The 23709-nt window shown below is 71.9% G+C and carries 22 protein-coding genes and 1 tRNA gene; 13 read left to right on the top strand and 10 right to left on the bottom strand.

The features are described 5' to 3' along the window. Positions 1-4 precede the first annotated feature (4 nt). Positions 5-253 (bottom strand): helix-turn-helix domain-containing protein, encoded by a 249-nt coding sequence (locus tag ACIBX3_RS13795; protein ID WP_397116608.1) that lies wholly within the window; start codon positions 251-253, stop codon positions 5-7. A 39-nt stretch (positions 254-292) separates the two neighbouring features. Continuing rightward, positions 293-5302: a tetratricopeptide repeat protein gene (locus tag ACIBX3_RS13790; RefSeq protein ID WP_397116606.1), complete on the bottom strand. Its 5010-nt coding sequence runs from the start codon at positions 5300-5302 to the stop codon at positions 293-295. Between the two features lie 122 nt (positions 5303-5424). Here ACIBX3_RS13790 and ACIBX3_RS13785 point away from each other — a divergent pair, with 122 nt between their 5' ends. The 3 genes from ACIBX3_RS13785 to ACIBX3_RS13775 all read left to right on the top strand — a co-directional run bounded on the left by ACIBX3_RS13785 (position 5425) and on the right by ACIBX3_RS13775 (position 7133). Continuing rightward, positions 5425-5973 carry a hypothetical protein gene (locus tag ACIBX3_RS13785; protein WP_397116604.1) on the top strand — a complete coding sequence of 183 codons (549 nt, stop codon included), beginning with the start codon at positions 5425-5427 and terminating at the stop codon, positions 5971-5973. A 34-nt stretch (positions 5974-6007) separates the two neighbouring features. Next, a complete protein-coding gene (locus ACIBX3_RS13780; protein ID WP_397116602.1) occupies positions 6008-6382 on the top strand; it encodes a hypothetical protein in 375 nt (124 codons plus the stop codon). Between the two features lie 79 nt (positions 6383-6461). After that, the gene (locus tag ACIBX3_RS13775; protein WP_397116600.1) at positions 6462-7133 is read left to right on the top strand and encodes a DUF6766 family protein; all 672 of its coding nucleotides are present in this window, start codon (positions 6462-6464) and stop codon (positions 7131-7133) included. Here the strand turns inward: ACIBX3_RS13775 and ACIBX3_RS13770 are convergent. Continuing rightward, on the bottom strand, positions 7067-7906 hold the full coding sequence (locus ACIBX3_RS13770; RefSeq protein WP_397116598.1) for a 1-aminocyclopropane-1-carboxylate deaminase/D-cysteine desulfhydrase: 840 nt from the start codon (positions 7904-7906) through the stop codon (positions 7067-7069). The two genes, ACIBX3_RS13775 and ACIBX3_RS13770, sit on opposite strands and share 67 nt — an antisense overlap. 43 nt (positions 7907-7949) lie before the next feature. On the opposite strand from ACIBX3_RS13770, the gene galK reads away from it, so the two are divergent. Beyond that, positions 7950-9062 carry a galactokinase gene (gene galK / locus ACIBX3_RS13765; RefSeq protein WP_397116596.1) on the top strand — a complete coding sequence of 371 codons (1113 nt, stop codon included), beginning with the start codon at positions 7950-7952 and terminating at the stop codon, positions 9060-9062. A gap of 62 nt (positions 9063-9124) precedes the next feature. On the opposite strand, the gene ACIBX3_RS13760 is transcribed toward galK, so the two are convergent. Next, a complete protein-coding gene (locus ACIBX3_RS13760) occupies positions 9125-9898 on the bottom strand; it encodes an enoyl-CoA hydratase-related protein (protein WP_397116594.1) in 774 nt (257 codons plus the stop codon). 49 nt (positions 9899-9947) lie between these two features. On the opposite strand from ACIBX3_RS13760, the gene ACIBX3_RS13755 reads away from it, so the two are divergent. Beyond that, positions 9948-10706 (top strand): tyrosine-protein phosphatase, encoded by a 759-nt coding sequence (locus ACIBX3_RS13755; protein ID WP_397116592.1) that lies wholly within the window; start codon positions 9948-9950, stop codon positions 10704-10706. Here ACIBX3_RS13755 and ACIBX3_RS13750 read toward each other — a convergent pair. The 3 genes from ACIBX3_RS13750 to ACIBX3_RS13740 form a co-directional block, all read right to left on the bottom strand. Further along, positions 10626-11741, bottom strand: coding sequence for a nitric oxide synthase oxygenase (locus ACIBX3_RS13750; RefSeq protein ID WP_397116590.1), 1116 nt, complete (start codon positions 11739-11741; stop codon positions 10626-10628). The genes ACIBX3_RS13755 and ACIBX3_RS13750 overlap by 81 nt on opposite strands. Before the next feature lie 268 nt (positions 11742-12009). After that, positions 12010-12423, bottom strand: coding sequence for a hypothetical protein (locus ACIBX3_RS13745; RefSeq protein ID WP_397116588.1), 414 nt, complete (start codon positions 12421-12423; stop codon positions 12010-12012). A 151-nt stretch (positions 12424-12574) separates the two neighbouring features. Then, a tRNA-Asn gene (locus ACIBX3_RS13740) sits at positions 12575-12649 on the bottom strand. 126 nt (positions 12650-12775) lie between these two features. Between ACIBX3_RS13740 and ACIBX3_RS13735 the strand changes: the two genes are divergently transcribed. Continuing rightward, positions 12776-13102 carry a YtxH domain-containing protein gene (locus ACIBX3_RS13735; RefSeq protein WP_397116586.1) on the top strand — a complete coding sequence of 109 codons (327 nt, stop codon included), beginning with the start codon at positions 12776-12778 and terminating at the stop codon, positions 13100-13102. A 118-nt stretch (positions 13103-13220) separates the two neighbouring features. Here the strand turns inward: ACIBX3_RS13735 and ACIBX3_RS13730 are convergent, their stop codons facing one another. From ACIBX3_RS13730 to ACIBX3_RS13720, 3 genes are read right to left on the bottom strand one after another with little or no spacing between them, the layout of a single operon-like run. Continuing rightward, a complete protein-coding gene (locus tag ACIBX3_RS13730; RefSeq protein ID WP_397116584.1) occupies positions 13221-13694 on the bottom strand; it encodes a hypothetical protein in 474 nt (157 codons plus the stop codon). Then, positions 13691-14965, bottom strand: coding sequence for an amylo-alpha-1,6-glucosidase (locus tag ACIBX3_RS13725; protein WP_397116582.1), 1275 nt, complete (start codon positions 14963-14965; stop codon positions 13691-13693). The genes ACIBX3_RS13730 and ACIBX3_RS13725 overlap by 4 nt, the downstream gene beginning before the upstream one ends. A 36-nt stretch (positions 14966-15001) precedes the next feature. Continuing rightward, on the bottom strand, positions 15002-15175 hold the full coding sequence (locus ACIBX3_RS13720; RefSeq protein ID WP_397116580.1) for a hypothetical protein: 174 nt from the start codon (positions 15173-15175) through the stop codon (positions 15002-15004). 178 nt (positions 15176-15353) lie between these two features. On the opposite strand from ACIBX3_RS13720, the gene ACIBX3_RS13715 reads away from it, so the two are divergent. Genes ACIBX3_RS13715 through ACIBX3_RS13685 form a run of 7 tightly spaced genes read left to right on the top strand, consistent with a single transcriptional unit; the run spans position 15354 to position 23665 of the window. Beyond that, positions 15354-16523 carry a hypothetical protein gene (locus ACIBX3_RS13715; protein WP_397116578.1) on the top strand — a complete coding sequence of 390 codons (1170 nt, stop codon included), beginning with the start codon at positions 15354-15356 and terminating at the stop codon, positions 16521-16523. Then, on the top strand, positions 16520-18640 hold the full coding sequence (locus tag ACIBX3_RS13710; protein WP_397116576.1) for a tetratricopeptide repeat protein: 2121 nt from the start codon (positions 16520-16522) through the stop codon (positions 18638-18640). Before ACIBX3_RS13715 ends, ACIBX3_RS13710 begins: the two co-directional genes overlap by 4 nt. Beyond that, positions 18640-19524, top strand: a complete 885-nt coding sequence (locus ACIBX3_RS13705; RefSeq protein ID WP_397116574.1) for a PP2C family serine/threonine-protein phosphatase — start codon at positions 18640-18642, stop codon at positions 19522-19524. The genes ACIBX3_RS13710 and ACIBX3_RS13705 overlap by 1 nt, the downstream gene beginning before the upstream one ends. Continuing rightward, the gene (locus ACIBX3_RS13700) at positions 19517-20803 is read left to right on the top strand and encodes a VWA domain-containing protein (protein ID WP_397116572.1); all 1287 of its coding nucleotides are present in this window, start codon (positions 19517-19519) and stop codon (positions 20801-20803) included. The genes ACIBX3_RS13705 and ACIBX3_RS13700 overlap by 8 nt, the downstream gene beginning before the upstream one ends. Then, positions 20803-21504, top strand: coding sequence for an FHA domain-containing protein (locus tag ACIBX3_RS13695; RefSeq protein WP_397116570.1), 702 nt, complete (start codon positions 20803-20805; stop codon positions 21502-21504). The genes ACIBX3_RS13700 and ACIBX3_RS13695 overlap by 1 nt, the downstream gene beginning before the upstream one ends. Continuing rightward, positions 21501-22859, top strand: a complete 1359-nt coding sequence (locus ACIBX3_RS13690; RefSeq protein ID WP_397116568.1) for a hypothetical protein — start codon at positions 21501-21503, stop codon at positions 22857-22859. Before ACIBX3_RS13695 ends, ACIBX3_RS13690 begins: the two co-directional genes overlap by 4 nt. Then, complete coding sequence (locus ACIBX3_RS13685; RefSeq protein ID WP_397116566.1) at positions 22856-23665, top strand: transporter substrate-binding domain-containing protein; 810 nt, start codon at positions 22856-22858, stop codon at positions 23663-23665. Before ACIBX3_RS13690 ends, ACIBX3_RS13685 begins: the two co-directional genes overlap by 4 nt. The last annotated feature ends 44 nt before the right edge of the window (positions 23666-23709 follow it).

The following is a 23709-nucleotide window of genomic DNA, read 5'->3' as shown; positions in this document are numbered from 1 at the left end:
GCGATCAGCTCTCCAGGCGCCAGGTGATGCGGTGGCCGATCGCGGCCGCGTAGCGTTCGAGCGTGGAGGCGCGCACGTCCGCGTCGCCCGCCTCCAGCCTCGCCACGGCCGACTGCGAGGTGCCCATGCGCGCGGCCACGTCGGTCTGCGACAGCCCGGACGCCCGGCGCCTCTCGCTCAGCTCGGCGATCATCTCCCGCCGCCTGGCCGCCATCTCCCTGAACCCGGGCAGCTGCGGCAGCTCGTCCTCCATACCATCAACGGTATCTCTTTTTCGAGATACTGCGAGCTTTCAGCCCATTTTCTCCAGGAGGAGTTCGGCCTGCGGAGCGAACGACGGGTCGCCGGTGCCCGCCGCCGCCCGCAGCAGGCGGCGGGCGAGGACCAGGTCACCGCGCTCGTACCGGATCTCGCCGAGCCGGCAGGCGGCCTCGGCCACCAGCTCGGCCTCCTCGGTCAGGCCGAGCGTCAGCTCGTAGTAACGCAGGGCGCCGTCGCGGTCGCCGAGCCAGTAGCACAGCTCGCCCAGGTGCGCCGCGGCCATCCCGGACTCCGAGTCGCCCGCGTCGATGACCCGCTGGTACCAGGTGAGCGCCTCGGGGAAGTCGCGGTGGCGCTTGGCCAGCGCGCCCAGGTACATCGCGGCCAGCGCGCTGGTGTGCCCATCGGCCGCCTCGACGGCGCTGACGTACCACTCGCGCGCCCGTTCCTCGTCCTCCTCGTGGAAGGTCTGGCCCAGCGCGACCATCGCCCGCGCCGCCAGCCCGGCGTCGCCCGCGTCGAGCACCCGCAGGTACGTCTCCCGCCCCTCGTCCACCAGGCCCGCGCCGACCAGCGTCTGCGCCAGCGTGGACAGCGCGATGGGCTCGCCCCCCGCGGCCGCCTCGCGGAGCGTGCGCAGCGATTCCGTCGTGTCGCCCCGGTTGTCCTGCAACATGCCGAGCAGGCTCCCGAACACTTCCCTGACCGGGCTGTCGGCGTCGGCCGCCTGCCGCCGCGCGACGTCGTACAACGCGTCGGCGTCGCCCTCGCCGTCGAGCAGCTCCAGCAGCCTGCCGCCGGCGACGAACCGCATGTCCGGGTCGTCGTCCTCGGTCAGCCGCTCGAAGATCGCCCGCGCCTCGGCCCGCTCCCCCAGCGCGGCCAGCCGGTCGGCGACGTTGAGATCGGTGAACGACCCTTCGCCGGCCCGCCGGAAATACGCCCGCACCGCCGCCGGGTCCTCGCACTCCCCGCCCAGCTCGCGCGCCACCTCGGCGCCCTTCTCGCCCATCAGGTCCAGCACCCGTACGGCCACGTCGTGCGCGCCGCGCTCGAACTGCTGGTATGCGAGCGTCCCGAGGTTCTCCAGCGCCTCCCCGCCACGTTCGTCGCCGGTGGCCACGGCGGCCGCGAACGCCTCGGCGGCCCCGAGCACGTCACCCTCGTCGTGCCGCCAGCAGCCCATCAGGATGTGCCCTACGGCGGCGACCTCCGGCTCGGGGGCCGCGGCGGCCGACTCCACCTCCTCGTAGGCGGCGGCCGTGTCCCCCATTTCGTGCAGAGCCACGGCGAGGTTCCTGCGCAGGCCCGCCGCGAACGGCTCGAAGCCCGCGTCGACGCCCTTGCGGTACATCTGGACGGCGCCCGTCAGGTCGCCCGTGCCCCGGCACGCGTCGCCCCATCCCCAGTAGCCCATGGCAACGGTCTCCGGATCGCCGGTCGCCACCGCCCGCTCCGCCGCCTCGGCCGCGGCCTCGTGCTCCTGGCCGCGGACGAGGTGGTCGACCAGCCGGCGCAGGCATTCCAGGTCCCCGTCCGCCGCGCCGTCGGACAGCGCCTGCCGTACGCCTGCCGCGTCGCCGCGCTCCTCCAGCACCCCGGCGAGCATGGCCGCGGTACGGGGCATGCCGGACCGCAGGGCCTCCACGGCGCCGTCGACGTCGCCGCGGCGCTCCCGTACGACCGCGATGTTGTGCCAGGCGGCGTGGGCCGTGCCCGGGTGCTCGGTGGCGGGCAGGAAGCACAGCTCGGCGCGGCCGGGCGCGCCGTTCCCGGCCCAGCTCGCGCCCAGCGAGAGGTACGCCTCCGCGGCCGGCTCGGTCGCGTCGCTCAGCTCGATCACCAGCCGGTAGAGCCGCCTGGCGGTCTCCTGGTCGTCCAGCCCTCTGGCCGTGCGGAGGGTCTGGATCAGGCCCTCCGCACGGTCGTCGCCGGTGAGGGCGGTCAGCAGGCGGCGGGACTCGGGCACGTCGCCGTCGTCGAGCGCGAGCGCCAGCTCGGCCAGCGGCGCCGATCCGACGACCTCGGTCAGCGCCGCGACCGCGCCCGGCCGGTCGCCGTCGGCCGCCAGCACCCATCCCCGTTCCTCGGCGGAGGCCGTGCCCAGCCGGACGCGTGCCACGGCGGCGGCCCAGCCGTCGCCGTCCTGTGCGGCGGCCCTTTCATAGGCCGCCCGGGCGTAGTCGCCGTCGCCCGCCTCCCCGACCAGCCGCGCCGCCGTCACCAGCGTGCCCGCCGCGGACTCGGGGCCGGCGGCCACGGCCCGCTCGAACGCCGCCTTCGCACCGGCCACGTCACCGGTCCTGGCGAGCAGCTCCCCGAGCAACCGCGCCTCATCCGCCCCCGCCTGCGCCGCGTCCGGCCCACCACCCGGCAGGCCGGGCTGGGCGGCGATGATCGTCGTCAGGGTGGACAGGGCCGCCGGCAGGTCGCCGTGGTCGCGGAGCATGCCCGCCAGATACAGCCTGCCGGCCGGGCCGAACCCCGCGGCCAGCAGCTCACCTGCCTCCCCCGGCTCGCCGCTCGCCACCAGCACCTCGGCGAGCCGCATCGTCGCATCGGTCCTGCGCCGCTCGTCCGCCCCCTCCCCGGCGAGCACCCGCCGGTACGCGCCCGCGGCCTCGGCGAGCTGCCCGAGCTCCTGCCGCACATGGGCGAGGTCGCTCAGCGCCATCGCGGCCAGCCCTTCGTTGTCGCCCTCCACGGCCCATTCCCAGGCGTCGATCGCCCCTTCCTTGTCCCCGGCCTCGTTGCGCAGCGCGCCGAGGTAGCAGGCCGCCTCCTGGCGGAAGCCCGGATGCCCGCCGCCGGCCACCAGCGAGAGCGCCGCGTCGGCGGCCGCGCTCTCGCCGCGCCGCTGCCAGGCGTGCGCGCTCTCGATGGCGAGCATGCTGGTGAGCAGCGTGTTCCCGCCCTCGGGCACGCCCGCGAGCGCCGCCGCCGCACCGTCGAAGTCCCGGTCGAGCAGGGTGCGGGCGAACCGCCCCATCGGCTCGGGCTCGCCGGTGGCCAGCTCGAAGGCGGCCCGCGCGGCCACGAGGTCGTCGAGCCTGACCAGGGTCAGCCCCAGCAGCCAGGCGCTGCGGGCGGCCTCCTCTCCGTCCTCCCGCGCGATCCGCCGCTGGTGCAGCCGGCAGGCCGCCGGCAGGTCCCCTTGCTCCTCGTACAGCGTCGCCAGCGCGCCGGCCGCCTCGCTCCGCAGCCCCAGGTGGGCACTGTCCAGCGCCATCGTGTACGCCGCCCGCGCCTCGGCCGGCTCGTCCTCCAGCAGCCCGCCCAGCAGGTAACCGACCCAGGGCGCCAGCGCCGGATGCCCTTCCGCGCGGGCCCGGCGCAGCAGGGCGACCGCCTCGTCCCGGTCCGGCAGGATCTCTTTCGCCAGCGTGGCCGCGTACGACAGGGCCAGCGGCTCCCCGGACCCGGCCGCGTCGTGCAGCAACCTGGAGGTCTCCGACAGCGCGTACCCGAACGAGGCCAGCACCTGGGCGAAGACCGCGGTGCCCACGGCGGCCACGGCGGGATCGGCGTGATCCATGATCTCCTGGTAGCGCGACAGTCCCTCCTCCCGCCCGAGCCGCTGGTGGCCGGCCAGCGCGCGCAGCACCGGGTGCAGGTCGTCTCCGGAGATCCGCAGCAGGTGCAGCAGGAACGTGGCGGCGAAGCCCTGGACGACGTCGTCGCCTTCGGCCACGTACGTCAGCAGCTCGTCGGCCTGCTCCCGGTCGCCCTCGCCCAGCTCCAGCTCGGCCAGCGCCACCATGGCGCGGATCGACTGCGTGGCCGCGCCCGAGTCGGCGGCCCGGCGTAGCAGCCGCCTGGCCTCGTCCAGGTCGCCCGCCCGGAGGCGGGTCAGGGCCGCGTCGACGTCCTGGACCGCCTGCTCCTCCACCGGGTCGGCGAGCGGCTGCTGCCGGCTGTCGTGGTCGAGCAGCAGCCTGGCCTTGAACGCGGCGTCGGGGTCCTCGTGCCCGGCGGCGAGCCGCGCCAGCTCCATGACCTCGTCGTACACCTCCGGCCGCTGGTCGAGCAGCAGGCCGAGCAGCGCGACGCAGGCGGAGGCCCAGTCGCTCTCACCCGCCTCCAGCACCGCCCGCAGCGCGGCCAGCGCCTCGGCGGCCTCTCCGGCCTCGGTGTGCATCTGGGCCAGGCACGCCTGGGCCTGGACGACGTACTCGCGCTGGCCGCTGGCGATCACCCGGTGGAAGATCGCCTTCGTCTCGTCCTCGTCGCCGAGCTGGGCGGTGACCTTGGCCAGCTCGATCAGCGAGGGCAGCCGGATCTCGGGGCGGGGGTCCTCGGCGGCCACGCGGTAGGCGGCCGCCGACTCTGCGTACTCGCCCAGGTCCACCAGCACGGCGCCGAGCAGCTTGTGCGCCATCGCCAGGTGGTCGGGGTGGCCGACGGCGATGGCGTGCTCGCACATCTCCCTGGCCGCCTCGAAGTCCTCCTCCTCGGCGTACACCTGGTAGAGCCGGAACGCCGATCGTGCCACCACGTCGGGATCCCCGCAGGTCAGCAACGAGCGGTAGTCGTCCTCGTCCTCCGCCGCCTCGTACAGGTCGCGGGCCGAGGCGGGATCCTGGTGGAACTCCGGCAGCTCCAGCCGCGCGGCCAGCTCGGCCACCGCGGGGCTGTCGCACCTGCGGGCCCGCTCCAGCGCCTCCTCCGCGCCCTGGGCGTCGCCCAGTTGCGTGCACACCAGCACCAGCGCCGTTTCGGCGAGCGCGGCCACCTCGAAGTCCGCGCCGTCCGAGGCGATCATCAGCACCCTGTGCGCCGCCGCCCACTCCTTGGCGTTGACCAGCAACATGCCCATGGCCATGGCCGAGCGCTGCCCGAACACCGGGTCGCCCGACTGGATCACCGACCGGTGGGCCGCCTCGGAGCCTTCGAGGTCTCCCCGCTCCTGCAGCAGCCCGGCCAGCAGGTGGGACGCCTCCGGGTCCCCTGTGGCCGCGATCTGCCTGAACAGCGCGGCGGCCTGGTCGAGTTCTCCCGCTTCCCAGCAGCTCATGGCCGCGTCGAGCTGTTCTGACGCCATCTTCACCCCAAGGTCAGCCAACAATGTGAAAAAGCTACACATCTTGTGCGCCGGGTCACAGGGCAATCCGAGATCTCCAGTACTCACGCGTCTCACCATGGGAGGGCCGTAGCGTAGGTGTCATGGCCAAGGCGTTCTGGATCGATCAGGAGTTCGACAGAGACCGTGACGGGCGCTATGCCGTACACGTGCGCAAGAACCTGGAGGAGTTCGAGTGGGGCGACATCGCGCCCATCAGGTTCGCGTGCGCCGCGTGGCGACTGGCCACGCCGCCGTCGCTCACCCCCGGCTACGTCCGCTGGGACCGGCGCATCCTGGAGGCGACCTGCCACCGCAACACCTGGGACGGGACGCTGTACGCGCGGATCAGGCTCGTCTCGCCACTGCCCGAGGAGCTGACCCGCTCGCGTGCCTGGTGGCGTGACCGCGGCTGGCTGGGCTGGCAGGAGACCTTCGGCCAGTACGTCGAGCCGTCGCAGCAGGACCTGGCCAGGATCCCGTTCCTGCGGGCCTCGCTGCTGGTCGAGGCGCCGGTGCCGCTCGACGACCTGCCGCCGGAGCCGGAGGGCCCGCACGACGATGTCGAGCAGCGCGCCCACCGCGTGGTGGTGGTGCTGACGCGCGAGCTGAACGCCCTGGTGTCCCCCGTGCTCGACCAGCTCGGCGGCTGACATGTTTGATTGACGGCTGGGTAGCAGGGGTCCCATGAGGATCCTGATCACCCTGCTGGCGCTCGCCCTCGCCGGTTGTGCGGTGGACACGGCCTCGCCCGCGCGGGCCGCGGAGCGGTTCCACGCCGCGCTCAGCGCGCACCAGGAGGAGGCCGCGTGCGGGATGCTCGCCCGTAAGACCGCCGACAGGCTCCCCGATCCGGACCAGTCGTGCGCCGACGCACTGCGTGAGCTGAAGCTCGGCCCGGGCGGCGCGGTCACCTCGGTGAGCGTGTGGGGTGAGGAGGCGCAGGTGCGGCTGGGCGGCGACACGCTGTTCCTGCACCGCTTCGGCGACGGATGGCGGGTCAGGGCGGCGGGCTGCGAGCCGGTGCGCGACCTCCCGTACGAATGCGAGGTGGAGGACTGATGCGCGTGATGTTCGCGCTGACCACCCTGGTGATCGTGCTCGGCCTCGCCTGGTTCTTCTTCGTGGGGTGGTCGCGGCTGTGAAGTGGGTCAAGGAGAACTCGCTCGCGCTGGCCTTCCTCACCATGTTCCTGCTGGCGGTGGCCGGTCAGGCGGTGGCCGGGACCCTGCAGTTCAACGACCGGCAGCTGGTCCAGGGCGACGAGCCGGTCTCGGTCCTGCAGTACGTGACGTCGTCGACGTTCGCCGTGGACGTCGCGGAGAACTGGCAGTCCGAATACCTGCAGTTCTTCCTGTTCATCGTGCTCACCGTCTGGCTCGTGCAGAAGGGGTCGCCCGAGTCGAAGACCATGGGCTCGATGGGGGCGGAGTCCGACAAGGACCAGCAGATCGGCGAGCACTCCGGCAGTCACTCGCCCAGGTGGGCCAGGGTCAAGGAGATCCGGCTGTGGGTGTTCAGCAACTCGCTCGGGCTGGTGATGGGGACCATCTTCGTGCTGTCGTGGCTGGCGCAGTCGGTGGCCGGCCAGGCCGCGTACAACTCCGAGCGGCTCAGCGACCTGCGCGATCCGGTCTCGTGGGGCTCGTACGTCACCTCGCCGGAGTTCTGGGACCGCAGCCTGCAGAACTGGCAGTCGGAGCTGCTGGCCGTGCTGTCGATGGTGGTGCTGTCGATCTATCTGCGTCAGCGCGGCTCGCCCGAGTCGAAGCCGGTCGGGGCATCCCACCTGGCCACCGGGGTCGAGGGCTGACCGGTGACGACGGCGACGATGCGGGTGCCGGGGGCGAACGCGCCCTGCCGGGCGAGGTCGAGGATCCCGTAGAGCATCTTCGCGACGTAGACGCCCTCAACCTGATATTTCTCGATAAATCCGTCCAAGGCCGGGGTCGTCCTGGCGTACCCGCCGAAGTGGTAGTCCAGGTTGATCGCCCAGTTCGACCACGTACGCCCGTACGCCTCCCGCTGCAGCCTGGCCACCTCCCCGGCGAGGAACCCCGCCCCCTTCAGCACCGCGAACCCGATCGCCCGCCTGCCCTCCGGCAGCCCCGCCGAGATCCCGGCCAGCGTCCCCCCGGTGCCGACCGGGCAGCAGACGACGTCGTACGGCACGCCGATCTCCCCCGGCAGCTCGGCGCAGCCCCGCACGGCCGCCGCGTTGCTGCCGCCCTCGGGCAGGATCGCCACGTCCCGGCCCCATCGCGCCCGCAGCCGCGCCTGCACCTCCTCGGTGTGCTTGAGCCGGTAGGAGGCCCGGTCGAGGTAGGTGATGGTCATCCCGCAGGCCTGGGCACGGGCCAGGGTGGGGTTCAGCGGCAGATGCTCCTCGCCGCGGATGACGCCGATGGTCTCGATCCCGTGCCGGCACCCCGCCGCCGCCACAGCCCTGATGTGATTGGAGTACGCGCCGCCGAAGGTCAGCAGCCGGCGATGGCCCAGGTTGTACTTGAGCTTGCGCGGCTTGTTGTCGTCGTGCATCAGGAACACCCGGACCTGGCCCAGCCCTGGATCCAGGAGCTCTTCCATGGCGCTAGTCTACGGTCGGGTCTTTGTTGAGGAGTGTTCGATTATGCGCGTTGCTGAAGCTTTTCGTGCCGCTTTCGGTGCGTCCCCGCAAACGGTCTGGCGCGCGCCGGGCCGGGTCAACCTGATCGGCGAGCACACCGACTACAACGACGGCTTCGTGCTGCCGTTCGCGGTGCCGTGGGGCGTGACGGCCGCGGTCACCCCGCGCGCGGACAAGACCATCCGGGTCCTCTCCCTCCAGGGCTCGGGCGAGACCGTCACGATGGAGCACCACGAGGACTCCCAGGGCTGGACCCGCTACGTCGTCGGCGTCCTGGCCATGCTGGGCGACCGCGTGGCGGGCGCCGACATCGCCATCGACGGCGACATCCCGCAGGGCGCCGGCCTCAGCTCCAGCGCCGCCCTGGAGGTCTCCGTCGCCTCCGCCCTCAACGACCTGCACGACCTGGGCATGACGCCCATGGAGATCGCCCTGCTCAGCCAGAAGGCGGAGAACGACTTCGTCGGCATGCCCTGCGGCATCATGGACCAGGCCGCCTCGGCCCTGTGCGAGGAGGGGCACGCCCTCTTCCTCGACTGCCGCTCGCTCGGCTCCCGCAACATCCCGCTCGACCTGGGCTCCCACGGCCTGAGCATCCTCATCATCGACACCCAGGTCCACCACGAGCACGCGGGCGGCGAGTACGCCAAGCGCCGCGCCGAGTGCGAGTCCGCGGCCCGCAAGCTCGGCGTCCCCGCCCTGCGCGACGTGACCGACCTGGCGGCCGCTCTGGATCGGCTGCAGGGCGACGAGCGCAAGCGCACGATGCACGTCGTCACGGAGAACCACCGCGTGGAAGCCCTCATCGGCCTGCTGCGGGCCGGCGCCGTCACCGAGATCGGCGCGCTGCTGAACGCCTCCCACCTGTCGCTCAGGGACCAGTACGAGGTGTCGTCGCCCGAGCTGGACGTGGCGGTGGAGGCCGCCGTCAGGGGCGGGGCCCGCGGCGCCCGGATGACGGGCGGCGGCTTCGGCGGCTCGGCCATCGCCCTGGTGGCCGACGACCGCCTGGAGAGCGTCAAGGAGTCGGTCACCCGCGCCTACGCCGACCACGGCTTCCAGGCCCCCCGCTTCCTCCCGGCCACCCCGGCCCGCGGCGCCCACCGCCTGGCATAGGAACGCGCGAACCCGGCCCCCGCTACGGACGCGGGGGGGGCGGCCCGCGTGACGGGACACGACTACAGGGGTGGGAAGTTCGGTGGGCGGCGTTCCAGGAAGCTCGCGACGCCTTCGGCGAAGTCCGGGCGGCCGAAGGAGGCCATCATCTCCTGGATCGCCACCTTGGCGGACTCCTCCAGCGTGACGTCCCAGTCGCGCCACACCTGCCGCTTGATCACCGCCATCGACCCCGGCGAGCTGTGCACGGCCAGCTCCCGGGCGTACGCCTGCGCCTGCGCGACCACCCCGTCCCCGGGCACGGCCCGGTTGACCAGCCCCAGCTCGTACGCCTCCCGCCCGGTGAACACCCGCCCCGACAGCAGGACGTCCATCGCCCGCTGCTGCCCCATGATCCGCGGCAGCACCCACGACAGCCCGTACTCGGCGATCAGCCCCCGCCGAGGGAAGGCGGTGGTCCACTTGGCGTCCTCGGCCGTGAAGACCAGGTCGCAGACGAGGGCGTGCACCATGCCGAGGCCGGCGCAGGCGCCGTTGACCGCGGCGATGATCGGCTTGCCGATGGTCGTCGGGAAGGTGTGGGGCCGGGGATCGGGGGTCTCGTCGTAGGAGCCGGTCTGGATCGCGTTCAGGGTCTTGAAGTCAGCCCCCGAGCAGAACCCCTTGCCCGCGCCCGTGACCACCACGGCCCGGACCTCGGGGTCCTTCTCGGCCTCCGCCAGCAGGTCGAAGTAGCGCCGCCCCATCGCGTCCGTCCAGGCGTTCAGCGTCTCGGGACTGTTGAAGGTCAGCGTGAGCACGCCTTGGTCGACAGCTGAGAGCACGAGTTCCGACATGCCCCAACAGAACCAGGTTCTAGGCCGCCACGGCAAGTAGCGTATCCCCATGGATCGTGATCTCGCGTGGGACGGCTGCCACAACGTCCGCGATCTGGGCGGCCTGCGGGCGGAAGGCGGGCGGCGTACCCGGTGGGGAGCCGTGATCCGCTCCGACACGCCGGACCGGCTGACCGAGGCGGGCTGGGCGGCGGCAGCGGCGCACGGCGTGCGGACGATCGTGGACCTGCGCACGCCCGGTGAGCACCGCGCCGGCACCGGCTTCCGTCCCCCCGGGATGACCGTCGTCGACGTGCCGCTGCACGACCCGGGCGAGACCTGCCGGCACGGCGGCACGCCGCTCTACCTGCGCCCGTTCCTGGAGCGCCGGCCGGACCGGTGCGCCCGCGTGTTGCGCGTGATCGCGCAGGCGCCCCCGGGCGGGGTGCTCGTGCACTGCGTGGCCGGTCGCGACCGCACGGGCCTGATCGCGATGCTGCTGCTCGCACTGGCCGGGGTGGGCGCGCCGGACATCCTGGCCGACTACGAGCGGTCGGCGGCCCGCCTGAGCCCGCTCTACGCCCGGCTCGGCCAGCCGGACGACGACCTGCGCGTGCGGGCGTACCTGGCCGGAGCAGGGACCACCGCGCGGGAGGTCGTGCTGGCCCTGCTCGACGGCCTCGACGCCGAGGATCGCCTGCGCGCGGGCGGCCTGGGCACCTCCGACCTGGCCGCCTTGCGCGCGCGGCTAACGGTGGTGGACGAAGGCCGGGGTGAGGACGCTGGTGTCGTAGTAGCGGTGGAAGACGGGGGTGGCGCTGCCCGATAGCGGCGGCACGATCCACGACCAGTCGGCCGGGCAGACCCGCCCGGCCTTCTCCTCCTTGGCCAGGTGGGTGAGGAAGCGCCGCGACTCGGTGTGGTGGTCGGTCACCGTCACCCCGGCCTGCTCGAACGAGTGCAGCACCGCCACGTTCAGCTCCACCAGCGCGTGGTCGCGCCACAGGGAGCGCTCGGTGGAGGTGTCCAGGCCGAGCAGCTCGGCGACCACGGGGAGCTGGTCGTACCTGTCGGTGTCGGCGAGGTTGCGCGCGCCGATCTCGGTGCCCATGTACCAGCCGTTGAACGGCGCGCACGGGTAGCAGATGCCGCCGATCTCCAGGCACATGTCCGAGATGACCGGTACGGCGTGCCAGCGCAGCCCCAGGTCCGCGAACCACGGGTACTCGGGATGCGCCAGCGGCACCTCCAGCACGGCGTCGCCGGGCACGTTGCACAGGAGCGGGTCCCCCAGCCCCGGCTGGATGATCAGCGGCAGCACGTCGAACCGGCCGCCGGTGCCGCCACGCCACCCCAGTTCCTTGGCCGCGTCGGTGAGCTCGGCGTTCTTCGGGTCGCCGACGATCCGGCCGTCACGGACGCGGTGCCCGGCGTAGCGGATGAGCTGGTCGTTCAGTATCCGGGGGCCCGGCAGGGCGGGGGTGTCAGGCGGGAAGACGGTGACGGTGGGCCGGATCTTGCCGTCGCCCGTGGCCTCGCGCAGGTGGTCGACGCATTCGACGGCGACCCGCTCGGGGGTGGCGACCTTCCTGCGGTCGCGTACCCGCAGCGAGCGCCAGTAGAGCCGGCCGATGCAGCGGCTGCTGTTGCGCCAGGCCACCCGGGCTCCGAACTGGAGCTCCTCGAACGTGTGCGTGTACGTCCCCGTGCGGGCGACGTCTCTGGCGACGTCGCGCAGCCGGGCGTACAGGCCGCCGGCGGACGGGTTCTCGGCATGGTAGAGCCTGATGAAGCGCTCCGCCTCGCGCAGGTCGGTGGTTCGTTCCAGCCATGACCGTACGGCGGGCGCATCGAAGGGACGCAAGGACCTGATCCAGGTACGCACGCGGCAATCAGCACTTCTCCGTCATCGGATCGCCCCGCCGGTTCCGGGTATTCGGCGGCACGTCCTTGGTGGCGGCGCCCTCTCCTCACCGCCGTCACGACCTTCCCGCGGCTCCGGCCCAGGGGACCGGTCTTTCCATCCTTTCGCGCGCCGACGGGCTTTGTCCCGCCAAATCTAAAATCATGTGATCGTCGTGTTACAAAGCGTGAAAATGCCCCCGGACCAGAAGTCCGGGGGCACGACGCGCCTACTTGGCCGCGAACTCGTCCCACACGCACGTGAGATGGATGACGCGGCCGGAGCGCCAGCGCTTGCCGGCGACCTTGCGCGGCAGTTCCTTGGCGTGGACCGCGATCGCCACCCGGTCGGCGGGCACGACCGTGACGCCGTCGGCGGCGACGTCCCAGGCGTGCTCGGGATCGATGACCTTCTCGTGGACGAACTCGGCGACCTTGGCCTTGGAGAATCTCACCTTGCCGCCGCCGCTCGTCCAGCACGTCAGCTTCCCGCCGAGGAACACCGGCTCGGCCGGCTCGGCATGCACCTTCACCGCGCCGCCGTGCCTTTCGACCGGATGGTCGTCGGCCAGCGCGGAACCGGCCATCCCCGCCACTCCCAGCACGACCGCCGTTCCGATGATCGCGAGGCGCCGCTTCAACATGGGATCTCCCTCCCCGAGGTGATTGGACACCTTGGAGAGTGGCCTCACACACCTGAAGCGGGACTTAAGACACCCGAAGGGATCTTCAGCGACCTATGATCCCCATAAAACGATCAAGGCCCTTCACGGATCTGTGAAGGGCCTTGCAGGGTGGCTCCCGCGATAGGACTCGAACCTATAACCTGCCGGTTAACAGCCGGCTGCTCTGCCGTTGAGCTACGCGGGATAGACCGTTTGCGCTGATCGTTGGGGCTTTCCGGCCCCTCCGCGGTGCGCACGAATAGATTAGCGCACTCCAGGAGTGCGTGTCGCATCGTAAGTGGGGTAGGCCCGGAGACAGCGGAGGTGCGAAATGCGATATCGGATGACATTCGCTGTTGGCATGGCGATCGGCTACGTGCTGGGCAGCCGGGCCGGGCGTGAACGGTACGAGCAGATCAAGCGGACGGCGCAGCGTGTCGCCGACAATCCCCGGGTCCAGGAGGTCGCGGGCGTGGTCGGCGCGCAGGCGTCGAAGTACGCGGGAATGGCCAGATCGAGGGTGGGTGACACATTGCACCACCGGCTCCCGTTCCTGAGCGGCGACGCCCACAAGCACGACGGCGGCACGGGGTGGCCGGACGAGGAGGACTCCAGAGGCATGGAGAACAAACCCCGCGAGAGCGGCATCCCGTACTGAGAATGAGAAACCTGCAAGCGAATTGCCGCTACGGCCTCAACCAGGCACAACAGTAGGGCGGCAGTCCGGCCGGCAGGTTTCTTGTTCTCAAGGCCCGAACATGGGCGTGTGAGGGACGTCACACGCCCATGCTGCGCCGTACCCCCTCCAGGGCCTGCTCGGCCTGCGCGCGCAGGCCGGGGTCCTCGGGGTCGAGCCCCTCGTCGAAGACGAGGGTCCAGCCGAGCACCTCGCCGCCGGGCCGGCGCCTGGCCACCAGTCGCACGCCGCCCCTGCCGGGCAGATCGACGTGCTTGTTCACCACGATCGTGGAATTGACGCGCTCCCGGACGGTCTCCGGCAGCATGCGCGGCTCGGAGATCCGCTCCAGGTGCCGGCCGCGGTCCATGGTGAGCACCCGCAGCCCCGCCTCGTCCCACGACGCCTTGTCGATCTCCTCGTACGGCACCCGCGTCCCGTCGGACAGGAACAACGCCAGGTTCGTGGCCACCACGTGGCCGTCGTCGGACCGGGCGAACGTCAGCACCCGCTCGCCCGGCTCCAGGGCGAGGGCCTTGCGCACGTCGGCGGGCAGGCGGCGGAAGAAGGTCATTCCACCACGGTATCGGCGAGCAGGTCGAGCGTGAGCGCCGCACTCCAGGAGAAGTCCCGGCAGCCGCGCCCGCTGCCGTCGAAGGGGTCGAAGCACTCGCGGAAACCGGCCTGCCGGACCAGCCGCAGCGTGCCGTTGGTGAGCTGCTGGGCGAGGTGGTCGAGCGAGTGCACGGCCGCGGCCCGGCGCAGCAGCCAGTTGGTGTTCACCCACGACGGCCCGCGCCAGTAGCGGGTGCGGTCGAACTGGGCGGCGCGGATCTCGCAGCTGGGCACCGGGTAGCCGGTGGCGCCCATGAACCTGGCCGACTCCAGCATCTCGACGGCGGCGCTCAGGTGCTCGCTGGACAGCCCGGGGTCGAGCAGCGGCCCGAACGCGCCCACCGTGCACACCTTGATCAACCGGTCGGTCCGCAGGTCCCTGGCGTAGAAGCAGTCGTCCCAGAGCCGGTCGATCATGGCCCGCCTGATGCGCTCCGCCTGCTCGACATGCGGTACGGGGTCCGCGTGCGCGAGCGGCGCCAGCTCCGCCAGCGCCTGGCACGAGGCCAGCCAGATCCCGTTGAACATCGGGTCCTCGACCGCGAACGGATGCTCGTCACGCAGGTAGCCGGCGCTGTAGCCGGCGTCACGGTAGCGCATGGCGAGCCAGACGTAACGGTCGTGATCGCTGTCGGGGTGGCGCTCCTCCAGGTCCACGTTGCGGTAGCCGTACCTGATCACGGGCAGCGCGGCCAGCGGCTGGTCCCAGACCGGGCTGTCGTCCATGCCCGACTCCCACGGGTGCACGATGGCGGCCAGCCCGGCGCCGCCGAGGTCGCGGGCCGCGGCGAGGTAGTCGTGCTGGGCGACCAGCGCCGGGTACGCCTTCCTGACGAAGGCCACGTCGCCGGTGTGCCGGTAGAGCCACCACAGCGCCAGCCCGTGCAGCGGCGGGGCGGTCAGGCCCGAGGTGAGCACCTGCGGAGCTGCCTCGTGGTCCTGAGAGCGCCACACGGACGGCCCGGGGAAGTACGCCTCCGGGGTGTGGAAGACGATGTGCGGCACCATCCCCGTCGCCCACTGCCCGCGCAGCAGGCTGAGCAGTTCGTCGCGGGCCCGGTCCGGCCGGTGCCTGGCCAGGCCGATCACGACGAACGCGGAGTCCCAGCTCCATTGGTGCGGATAGAGACCTGGCGCGGGCACGGTGCCAGTGCCCGTCCAGTTCGCCTCGAGCACGGCCATGGCCTCGCGCCCGAGCGCGGCATCGTCAACCGCCGGCCGCGCCTCCATCACCCAACTATGACTGCGGATCCCGCAGGAAGGAAGTTATGTCCTCTCCGCCGACTTCTTCTGGGCCCACTTCGACACGAACATGACGCCCGCGGCGACGGCGCCGATGATGAGGCCCCATTTGAGGAGCGTGAGCGCGAAGCCCACGAGGGGCCCGAGCAGTACGAGCGCGGCGACGACCGCCGCGATGATCAGAAGTATGCGTCCCATGCCTGTCACGCTACGAGATCCTTTAAGCGGATTGCAGGCGACACAGGGTTGAATCAGGGACAAGTCAGGGGTCCCCCCGAGCCAAAGGAACTAAAGCGCTCTGACGCCCCGTTGAGCCGGTATAAACGGGGCATCGGGGGGCCTCTTCACGGGGAGCGTGATGAGCCTGGGACCACCAATGAGCAGGGAAGGCGTCGAGCACGCGCTGCGCGCTCGCGCCGACGAACGCGACCGTATCTCCGGCGACCTGCTCGATCTCGAATCCCATACCACCTACCAGTTACTCAAGGGGGCCTCCTTACGCGGCGCGACCGAGCGCCGCTGGGCCGCGGCGCAGGAGTCGCTGGCCAGACTGTGGGGGCTGAACGACGCGTACCGCTTGGTGCTGCGCGACGCCGAGCAGCTCAGGGCCTCACGCTCCAGAATCGGCGCCGAGCAACTGGCCGAGCTGACCGAGCTGCTCGCGGGCGCCTCCGTCGTGCTGAAGGCCGCGGCCAAGCCCGTCGAGCAGCGCTCGCTGCTGCCCCAGACGGACGAGCGGCTGACGCTCGACGAGACGGTGGCGCGGATGGACGCCGCGTTCCAGCAGGTCACCACCGCGCTCAACGACATCGACGCCAAGTGGAACGCTCTGCTGCCGCGTCTCGACGCCGCCGACGCCGATCTGCGCCGGATCCGCGAGCTCGAGCGCGAGCTCGGCGAGAGCACGCCCGGCCTGGCCTCGGAGGAGGCCGAGCTGAAGCGGATCCGCGCCGACGTGGTCACGGACCCGCTCGGCGCGGCCGTCGAGCACGACCTGGACCGGCTCGCCCGGCTGCTGGCCGGCTCGATGGCCGAGCTGGACCTGGCGATCGTCGTCAAACGGGAGTTCGGCAGGCGCCGTGAGGACTTGGTGGCGGCGCTGGACCGGGTGCGGGCCGCCGAGAGCGAGGCCAGGCTGGCCCACGGCGCGGTCGTCGTCAAGATCGCTCTGCCGCCCCAGGCCCAGCCGAGGAGCCGCGTGGACGCGCTCGCCGCCGCGCTGGACGCGCTCGACGTCTCGGCCGACAGCTGGGTGCAGCGTGCCAAGCGGCTGGCGGGGCTGGAGAACGACGCCCGCAGGGCGGCCGAGCAGGCGCAGGCGACGGCAAGGGCGCTGTACGGCCTGGTCGGCCGGCGTGACGAGCTGCGCGGTCGGCTCGGCGCCTGCCAGGTGATGGCGGTACGCAAGGGGATGGCGGAGGATCCGGCCGCCACCGCGCTGTTCGACCGGGCGCGTGCGCTGCTGTGGACCGCCCCCTGCGACCTGACGAAGGCGGCCGCCGCCGTCGAGGACTACCAGCGCGCGATCCACGGAGGTAAGGCATGACTCGCTGCGCGCAGCCCGGCTGCACGGGCACCATCGAGGACGGCTACTGCGACCTGTGCGGCCACGCGGCGACCCCGCCCGCGCTGCCGTCCGTCTCGTTGCCGACACAGGCCTCGTCACCGCACACCAACCCGGTGAGCAGGCCCATGACCGGGCCGACGAGCAGCGGCAGGTCGCGGGCCGGCGTCCTGGCCACCATCGCCGACCTGCCCTCGGTGCCCTATCGTGACCCGGCCACCGCCGTGATGACCGACCCCAAGGTGCCCGAGGACAAACGGTTCTGCGCCAACAGCCAATGCGGCAAGCCCGTCGGCCGCTCCAGGGAGGGCCGGCCGGGGCTGACGGACGGGTTCTGCCCGCACTGCCGCACCCTGTTCTCCTTCACGCCGAAGCTGGACAAGGACGACCTGGTGGCGGGCCAGTACCGCGTGCTGGGCTGCCTGGCGCACGGCGGTCTGGGCTGGATCTACCTGGCCGCCGACGAGAACCTCGACGGCCGGTGGGTGGTGCTCAAGGGCCTGCTCAACACCAACGACGCCGAGGCGCTGGCGGCGGCGGAGGCCGAGCGCAAGTTCCTCACCACGGTCGACCACGCGAACATCGTCAAGATCTTCAACTTTCAGCGGTCGGCCGGGCTCGGCTACATCGTCATGGAGTACGTCGGCGGCCAGTCGCTGCACGAGCTGCGCCGCCAGGGCCCGCTGCCGCTGCGCGAGGTCCTGATGTACGGACGGGAGATCCTGCACGCGTTCGGCTACCTGCACGAGCAGGGCCTGGTCTACTGCGACCTCAAGCCGGCCAACGTGATCAGGGTCGGCAAGGGGCTCAAGCTCATCGACCTGGGCGCGGTGCAGCCCATCGGCTCGCCGCCGGGCACCTCGTGGGCCACCCGCGGCTACCACGCCCCCGAGCTGGAGACCCACCCGTCGTCGGTGGCCTCCGACCTGTACACCGTGGCGAGGACGCTGGCGGTGCTGGCGATCCCGTCGTTCAGCCCGGTCACGGGCGGCCGGGCCGCCCCGCTGCCGCAGGACTGCGGGCACCCGTCGTTCGCCCGGCTGCTGCGCAGGGCTACGGCCGATGATCCGGCCGCGAGGTTCCAGAGCGCGTGGGAGATGGAGGAGCAGCTCGTCGGGGTGCTGCGCGAGGTCTGCGCGGAAGCGGACGGGGTGCCGTACCCGCATCCCTCGACGCTGTTCGGGCCCGAGCGGGGCGCGGTGGGGACGGCGCTGTCCGAGGAGGGCGAGAAGGTGTTCGGGCCGCTCGACCCGGCGCAGGTGGCAGGCGCTCTGCCGGTGCCGCTGGTCGACCCGGCCGACCCGGCCGCGGGTGCGCTGGGCGCGCTGGCGGGCAGGGGCGGCAAGGAGCTGATCGACCAGCTCGCAGCGATGCCGCAGACGCCCGAGACGAAGCTGATGTGGGCCAGGCTGCTGGCCGAGCGGGGCGCGGCGGAGGCGCCCGTCGCGCTCAACGCGCTGTCCGCGGAGCTGCCCGGCGACTGGCGGGTCACCTGGTACCGCGGCGTGCTGGCGCTGGCCACGCGGCAGACCGACCAGGCGGTGTCGATGTTCGACGCGTGCCTGTCGATGCTGCCGGGCGAGCTCGCGCCCAAGCTGGCGCTGGCGTTCGCGCTGGAGTGCGCCGGCCGGCGTGCGGCGCCCCTGTACGAGACCGTGTGGCGGACCGATCACGCGTTCGTGAGCGCGGCGTTCGGGCTGGCCAGGACGGAGAGGATGAGCGTGCTCGACGAGGTGCCGGACACGTCGAGCCACCGGGTGTCGGCGCAGGTGGCGCTGGTGGCCTCCGCGGCGCGCCGGCGCCAGGTCGTCCCCGCGGACCTGGTGGCCGCGGGGCAGCGGCTGGCGAAGCTGGCCGACCTGGACTCGCGCCGCCGCGACCTGCTCACCGCCGAGCTGCTGCACGGGGGGCTGGCCTGGCTCGAGAGCAACGCGCCGCCGCCGGGGCTGGAGCTGGCCGAGGCCAAGTTCACCGAGCCCGGGCTGCGCAGGCGGCTGGAGTCCATCTACCGGAGGCTGGCCGCCGTGGCGGTCTCGCGCCAGGAGCGCCACGCGCTCATCGACCAGGCGAACGCCGTGCGACCTAGGACGTGGCTGTGATGGATCCGCAGCGTAGCGAGGACATCCATCACAGCACCCCGAGCGAAGCTCGGCAATCAGACCCGCGCACGTGTCCGGTTTGTGAGGGGCCGGTGCTGGAGGGCGACACCTACTGCGAGGCGTGCGGGCACAGGTTGAACGCGCCTGCCTGCGCGTCCTGCGGGGCGGCCGCCGTCGACACCGAGGGCTACTGCGAGCGTTGCGGCCTGCGCCAGCCCACCGGCAGGGACCATGCGGAGATCGTGCTGGAGTGCGGCGCGGCGGCCGTGACGGACAAGGGGCTGCGCCGCAGCCGCAACGAGGACGCGATGGCGCTGCTCGCGTCCGGCGACGCGGTGGTGACGGTGGTGTGCGACGGCGTGGGCAGCTCGCCCAGGGCCGACGAGGCGTCCGCGGTGGCCGTGGAGGTCGCGTCGGCCGCGCTGGCCGGAGGGCTGTCGCAGGAGGAGGCGTTCGACCTGGCCGGGCGGGCCGTGGCCAAGCTGGCGACTTCCGTCCACGACGCGCCCGCCTCCACGTACATCGCCGCCGTCGTCGAACGCGGCCGGGTCACGCTCGGCTGGGCCGGGGACACCCGCGCTTATCTGTTGCCGGGCGGCGCCTTGCTGACCGAGGACGACGCGATCGAGACCGGTGAGATCACCGCCTGGCTCGGCGCCGACGCCGAGGACGTCGCGCTCAACGTCCAGGTCTTCGCCCCGCAAGGGCCCGGCCTGCTGCTGATCTGCAGCGACGGCCTGTGGCGCTACCTGGACGGCTACACCTTCCCCAGCGCCGGCACCCCGCTCGAGAGGGCCCGGGAGATGCTGCGGCACGCGCTGGACTCCGGCGGCCAGGACAACGTGACCATTGCTTTGATCCCCCTAGGAGATGCCCGTGAGTGACCAGCCCGCTTTCACGTTGACCATCGACCAGAACAAGTACCTCCCCCTCGACGGTCGCGAGGTGCACGCCATCCTCACCATCGGCTCCACGGGCGGCGTCACCGTGCAGGCGGCGCCCGCTGAGGCCGCCGAAGTGATCATCGTGGACACGTCGGGTTCGATGAGCGGCAGCAAGATCCGCGAGGCCCGGCAGGCGGCCGCGACCGCCGTGCAGACGCTGCGCGACGGCGTGTACTTCGCGGTGATCGCCGGCACCGAACAGGCCAAGATGGTCTTCCCGGGCGGCAATCCGCACCTGGTCAAGGCCACCGCCGCCACCAGGGCGGAGGCCATCAGGGCGATCGGCAGGCTGACCGCGCACGGCGGCACCGCCATCGGCGAGTGGCTGAAGCTGGCCGGCCACCTGCTGACCGCCCACCCGTCGGCGATCAGGCACGCGCTGCTGATGACCGACGGCCAGAACAACGAGCGCGCCGAGGTGTTCAGCTCCGTCCTGGCGGGCTGGAGCGGCAAGTTCGTGGTCGACTGCCTCGGGGTCGGCGACGACTGGGTGCCCGCCGAGCTGCGGAAGGTGGCCGAGGCGATGCTCGGCACGTTCGACTTCGTCCGCAACCAGGGAGACCTGTCCGAGTACTTCCGCCGGCTCACGCAGACGTCGATGAGCAAGACCGTGGCCGAGCTGTCGCTGCGGGTGTGGGTTCCGCAGACGGCGAGGCTGAAGTTCGTCAAGCAGGTCTCTCCGGTGCTGCTGGATCTGACCGGCAAGCGCACCGACGTCAACCCGCTGACCGGCGACTACCCGACCGGCTCGTGGGGCACGGAGGAGCGCGAATACCACGTCTGCGTCGAGGTGCCGCCCGGGCAGATCGGGCAGGAGATCCGGGCGGGCTGGGTCAAGCTCGTCCGGCCCGACACCGGGGACGTCGTGGCCAGTGGCAACGTGCTCGCCCAGTGGACCGACGACCTGGCGCTGTCCACCCGGATCAACGGGAAGATCCGCCACTACACCGGCCAGGCGGAGCTGCACGACCTGATCCAGGACGGGCTCAGCGCCCGGGCCATGGGCGACGTCGACACCGCGACCGCCCGCCTGGCCAAGGCCAGGGAGCTGGCCGCCGAGTCTGGCCGCGAGGACACCGCGCGGCTGCTGGAGAAGATGGTCGAGATCGATCCCGCCACCGGAACCGCCAGGCTGCGCAGGAACGTCGAGAAGGCCGACGAGATCGAGCTCGACACCGGCTCGGTCCGTACCAGCCGGCTGCGCAAGGAAGGAAACTGATGGCGAGCTGCCCGCAGGGGCACGCGTCGGGCGCCGACGACTACTGCGACGTGTGCGGCGCCCAGATGACGGCGGCACCCGCCCCACCGCAGTCTCAGGCCCCTGTCGACGGGTCGGCCGAAGGCTGTCCCATCTGCCGGACGCCGCGTGCCGGGCAGTTCTGCGAGGTGTGCGGCCACGATTTCAGCGGTGATGGATCCGCAGCGCAGCGAGGACATCCGTCACTGCACCCCGAGCAGCAAGGCTCGGCAATCGGACAGGGCGACGGCGCTTCGGTTCCGCTCCCGGCGACGGGGGCGCGGTGGGAGGCCGTCACCGCCGCCGACCGCGCCTACTACGAGAAGATCATCGCCGAGGGCGGCCCGGACGCCGACGCGGTGGCGTTCCCGCCGTACTGTCCCGAGCGCTCGTTCGGCCTGTACGGCGAGCAGGTCCGCATCGGGCGGCGCAGCAGGGCCAGGAACGTGGTGCCCGAGATCGACCTGACCGGGCCGCCGGAAGACCCGGGCGTCTCGCACCTGCACGCCGTGCTGCTGGCCCAGCCGGACGGCTCCTGGACGCTGGTCGACCCGGGCTCGTCCAACGGCACCCAGGTGAACGGCAAGCCGCTCAAGGTCAACGTGCCCGTCAGGGTCGGCCCCGGCGACCGGATCCACCTGGGCGCGTGGACCGTGATCACGATCAGGGAGGGCACGCCGTGACCGTGGTGCAGACCCGGGCCGCCCCACCGCAGGTGCACAGGAGCGTGCCCGGCCGGATCCGGGTCGTCTCCGGCGTCACCGTCGCCTCGCTGGCGCTGCTGTTCGTGGCGCTCGCCGTCGGCAGCTCCACCGCCCGCGACGGCCTGCGGATCATCGGCCGCGACGCCGGCCCGCAGGTGGTCGCCACCGCCGGGCTCTACCTGGCGCTGAGCGACATGGACGCGCAGGTCGCCAACGTGCTGGTGATGGGTACCGGGTACGCCCGGCAGCGCGACGAGGCCCTCGCCCGGTACGAGATGCGCCGATCGGAGGCCAACCAGGCGCTGCTGAAGGCGTTCGAGCTGTCGGGCGACAACCCGGCCGAGCGGCGGACCGTGGAGTCGGTGCTCGACGGGCTCGGCAGGTACGAGCGGCTGGCCGGGCAGGCGCTGCTGCTCGACGAGCGGTCCAAGCACGCGCCGGGGCCGCCGCCTGAAGACGTGGTGGCGATCTACCGCCAGGCCACCGACCTGATGCGGCTGGTGCTGCTGCCGCAGGCGTACAACCTGACCCTGGAGAACGGCACGATCGTCCGCCGCACGTACGACGAGCAGGTCGTCCTGGTGCCGCTCCTGCGGGGCGCGGTGGTGGTGGCCGGACTGATCACGCTGGGCTGCCTGCTGTGGCTGCAGAGCTTCGTGTCCAGGCGCTTCCGGCGGCGGATCCTGCCCGCCCTGCTCGTCGCCACGGTGACGACCGCGGTCGCGCTGGGCTTCGGGGTACGCGTGCTCGGCCAGGAGCAGGACGTGCTGCTGGAGGCCAAGTCGTCCGGGTTCGACTCGATGCTGACGCTGGCCAAGGCCCGGGCGATCAGCAACAGCATGCAGGGCGACCAGAGCCGCTATTTGCTGGACAGGGAGCGGGCCGACACCTACGAGCACACGTTCCTGGACAAGTCGCTGTCGGTGATCTACGCCGATGTGGGCAACCTGGACACCTACCACAACGAGGTGGCGTCGGGCTCGAACAACTTCCTCGGCCTGCTGGGGCCCGAGCTCGTCGGCTCGCAGGGCGCGGAGGTGCTGGCGGCGTATCGGGGCTTCCAGGCCGCCGACGAGAACTTCCGCGAGCTGGTGAGGAGCGGCCGGACCAACGAGGCCGTCGCCGCCCGGCTCGATCCGGTCACCGCGTCGTTCGACACCTACGACCGTGAGGTGGTGGAGCTGGCCGACCGGCACCAGGACGTGTTCGAGCGGGCGATCGGCACTGGGGAGAGCGCCCTGGACAACCTGTGGCGGCTGCTTCCGTTCGCGATCGGAGCGATCGGCCTGCTGATGATCGCCGGGGTGTGGCCTCGACTGAAGGAGTACCGGTGAAGCGAGTGCTGGCGGTGGTGGCGGCGCTCACGGCCGCGATGGTGGTCGCGGGCTGCGGGACCGGCGAGCCCGAGTCGATCATGGACAAGGACAGCCTGGTCATCGGGGTGCGGCCGGATCTGCCGTCGGTCGGGCTCCGCACGTCCGACGGCAAGTTCGAGGGCTTCGACGTCGACGTGGCCCGCTACGTCGCCGGGAAGCTCGGCAAGGACTTCTCGTTCCTGCCCGTGCTGGCGGCGGACCGGGAGCAGGTGCTGGTCGGCGGGCGGGCCGACATGGTGGTGGCGACGTACACGATCAGCCAGGACCGCAAGGCCAAGGTGCTGTTCGCGGGGCCGTACCACATCTCCTATCAGGACATCCTGACGCGGCCGGGTGAGACGATCAAGAACGTGCGCGATCTCAAGGGCCGGAAGATCTGCGAGGTCAAGGGGTCGAACGCGGCCCAGCGGGTCGTCGAGGAGCGGAAGGTCGCGGCGCAGGTGGTGCCGTTCGGCGACTACAAGGCGTGCGTGACGGCGCTGAAGAGCAAGCAGGTGGACGCGGTCACCACCAACGACGTCATCCTGGCGGGGCTGGCCATGCAGGACGGCTCGGGACTGCACCTGAACAACGCGCAGTTCAACGAGCAGCGCACCGGAGTGGGCCTGCGCAAGGGGGACGTGCCGGGCTGCGAGGCGGTCAACCGGGTGATCACCGGCATGTACCAGGACGGGACGGCGGGCACGCTGTTGAAGAAATGGTTCGGCACGTCGGGGCTGGACCTGAGCACGATCGCGGTGCCGCAGTTCGAGGGCTGCTCCTGAACATGCGAGCGGGTCGAGGCTGTGATCGCCCCGACCCGCTTGCG

Origin of the sequence: Nonomuraea sp. NPDC049480 (genome assembly GCF_044465905.1) — a bacterium.
Lineage (GTDB): Bacteria > Actinomycetota > Actinomycetes > Streptosporangiales > Streptosporangiaceae > Nonomuraea.
This window is presented reverse-complemented; position numbering and strand designations above follow the sequence as displayed.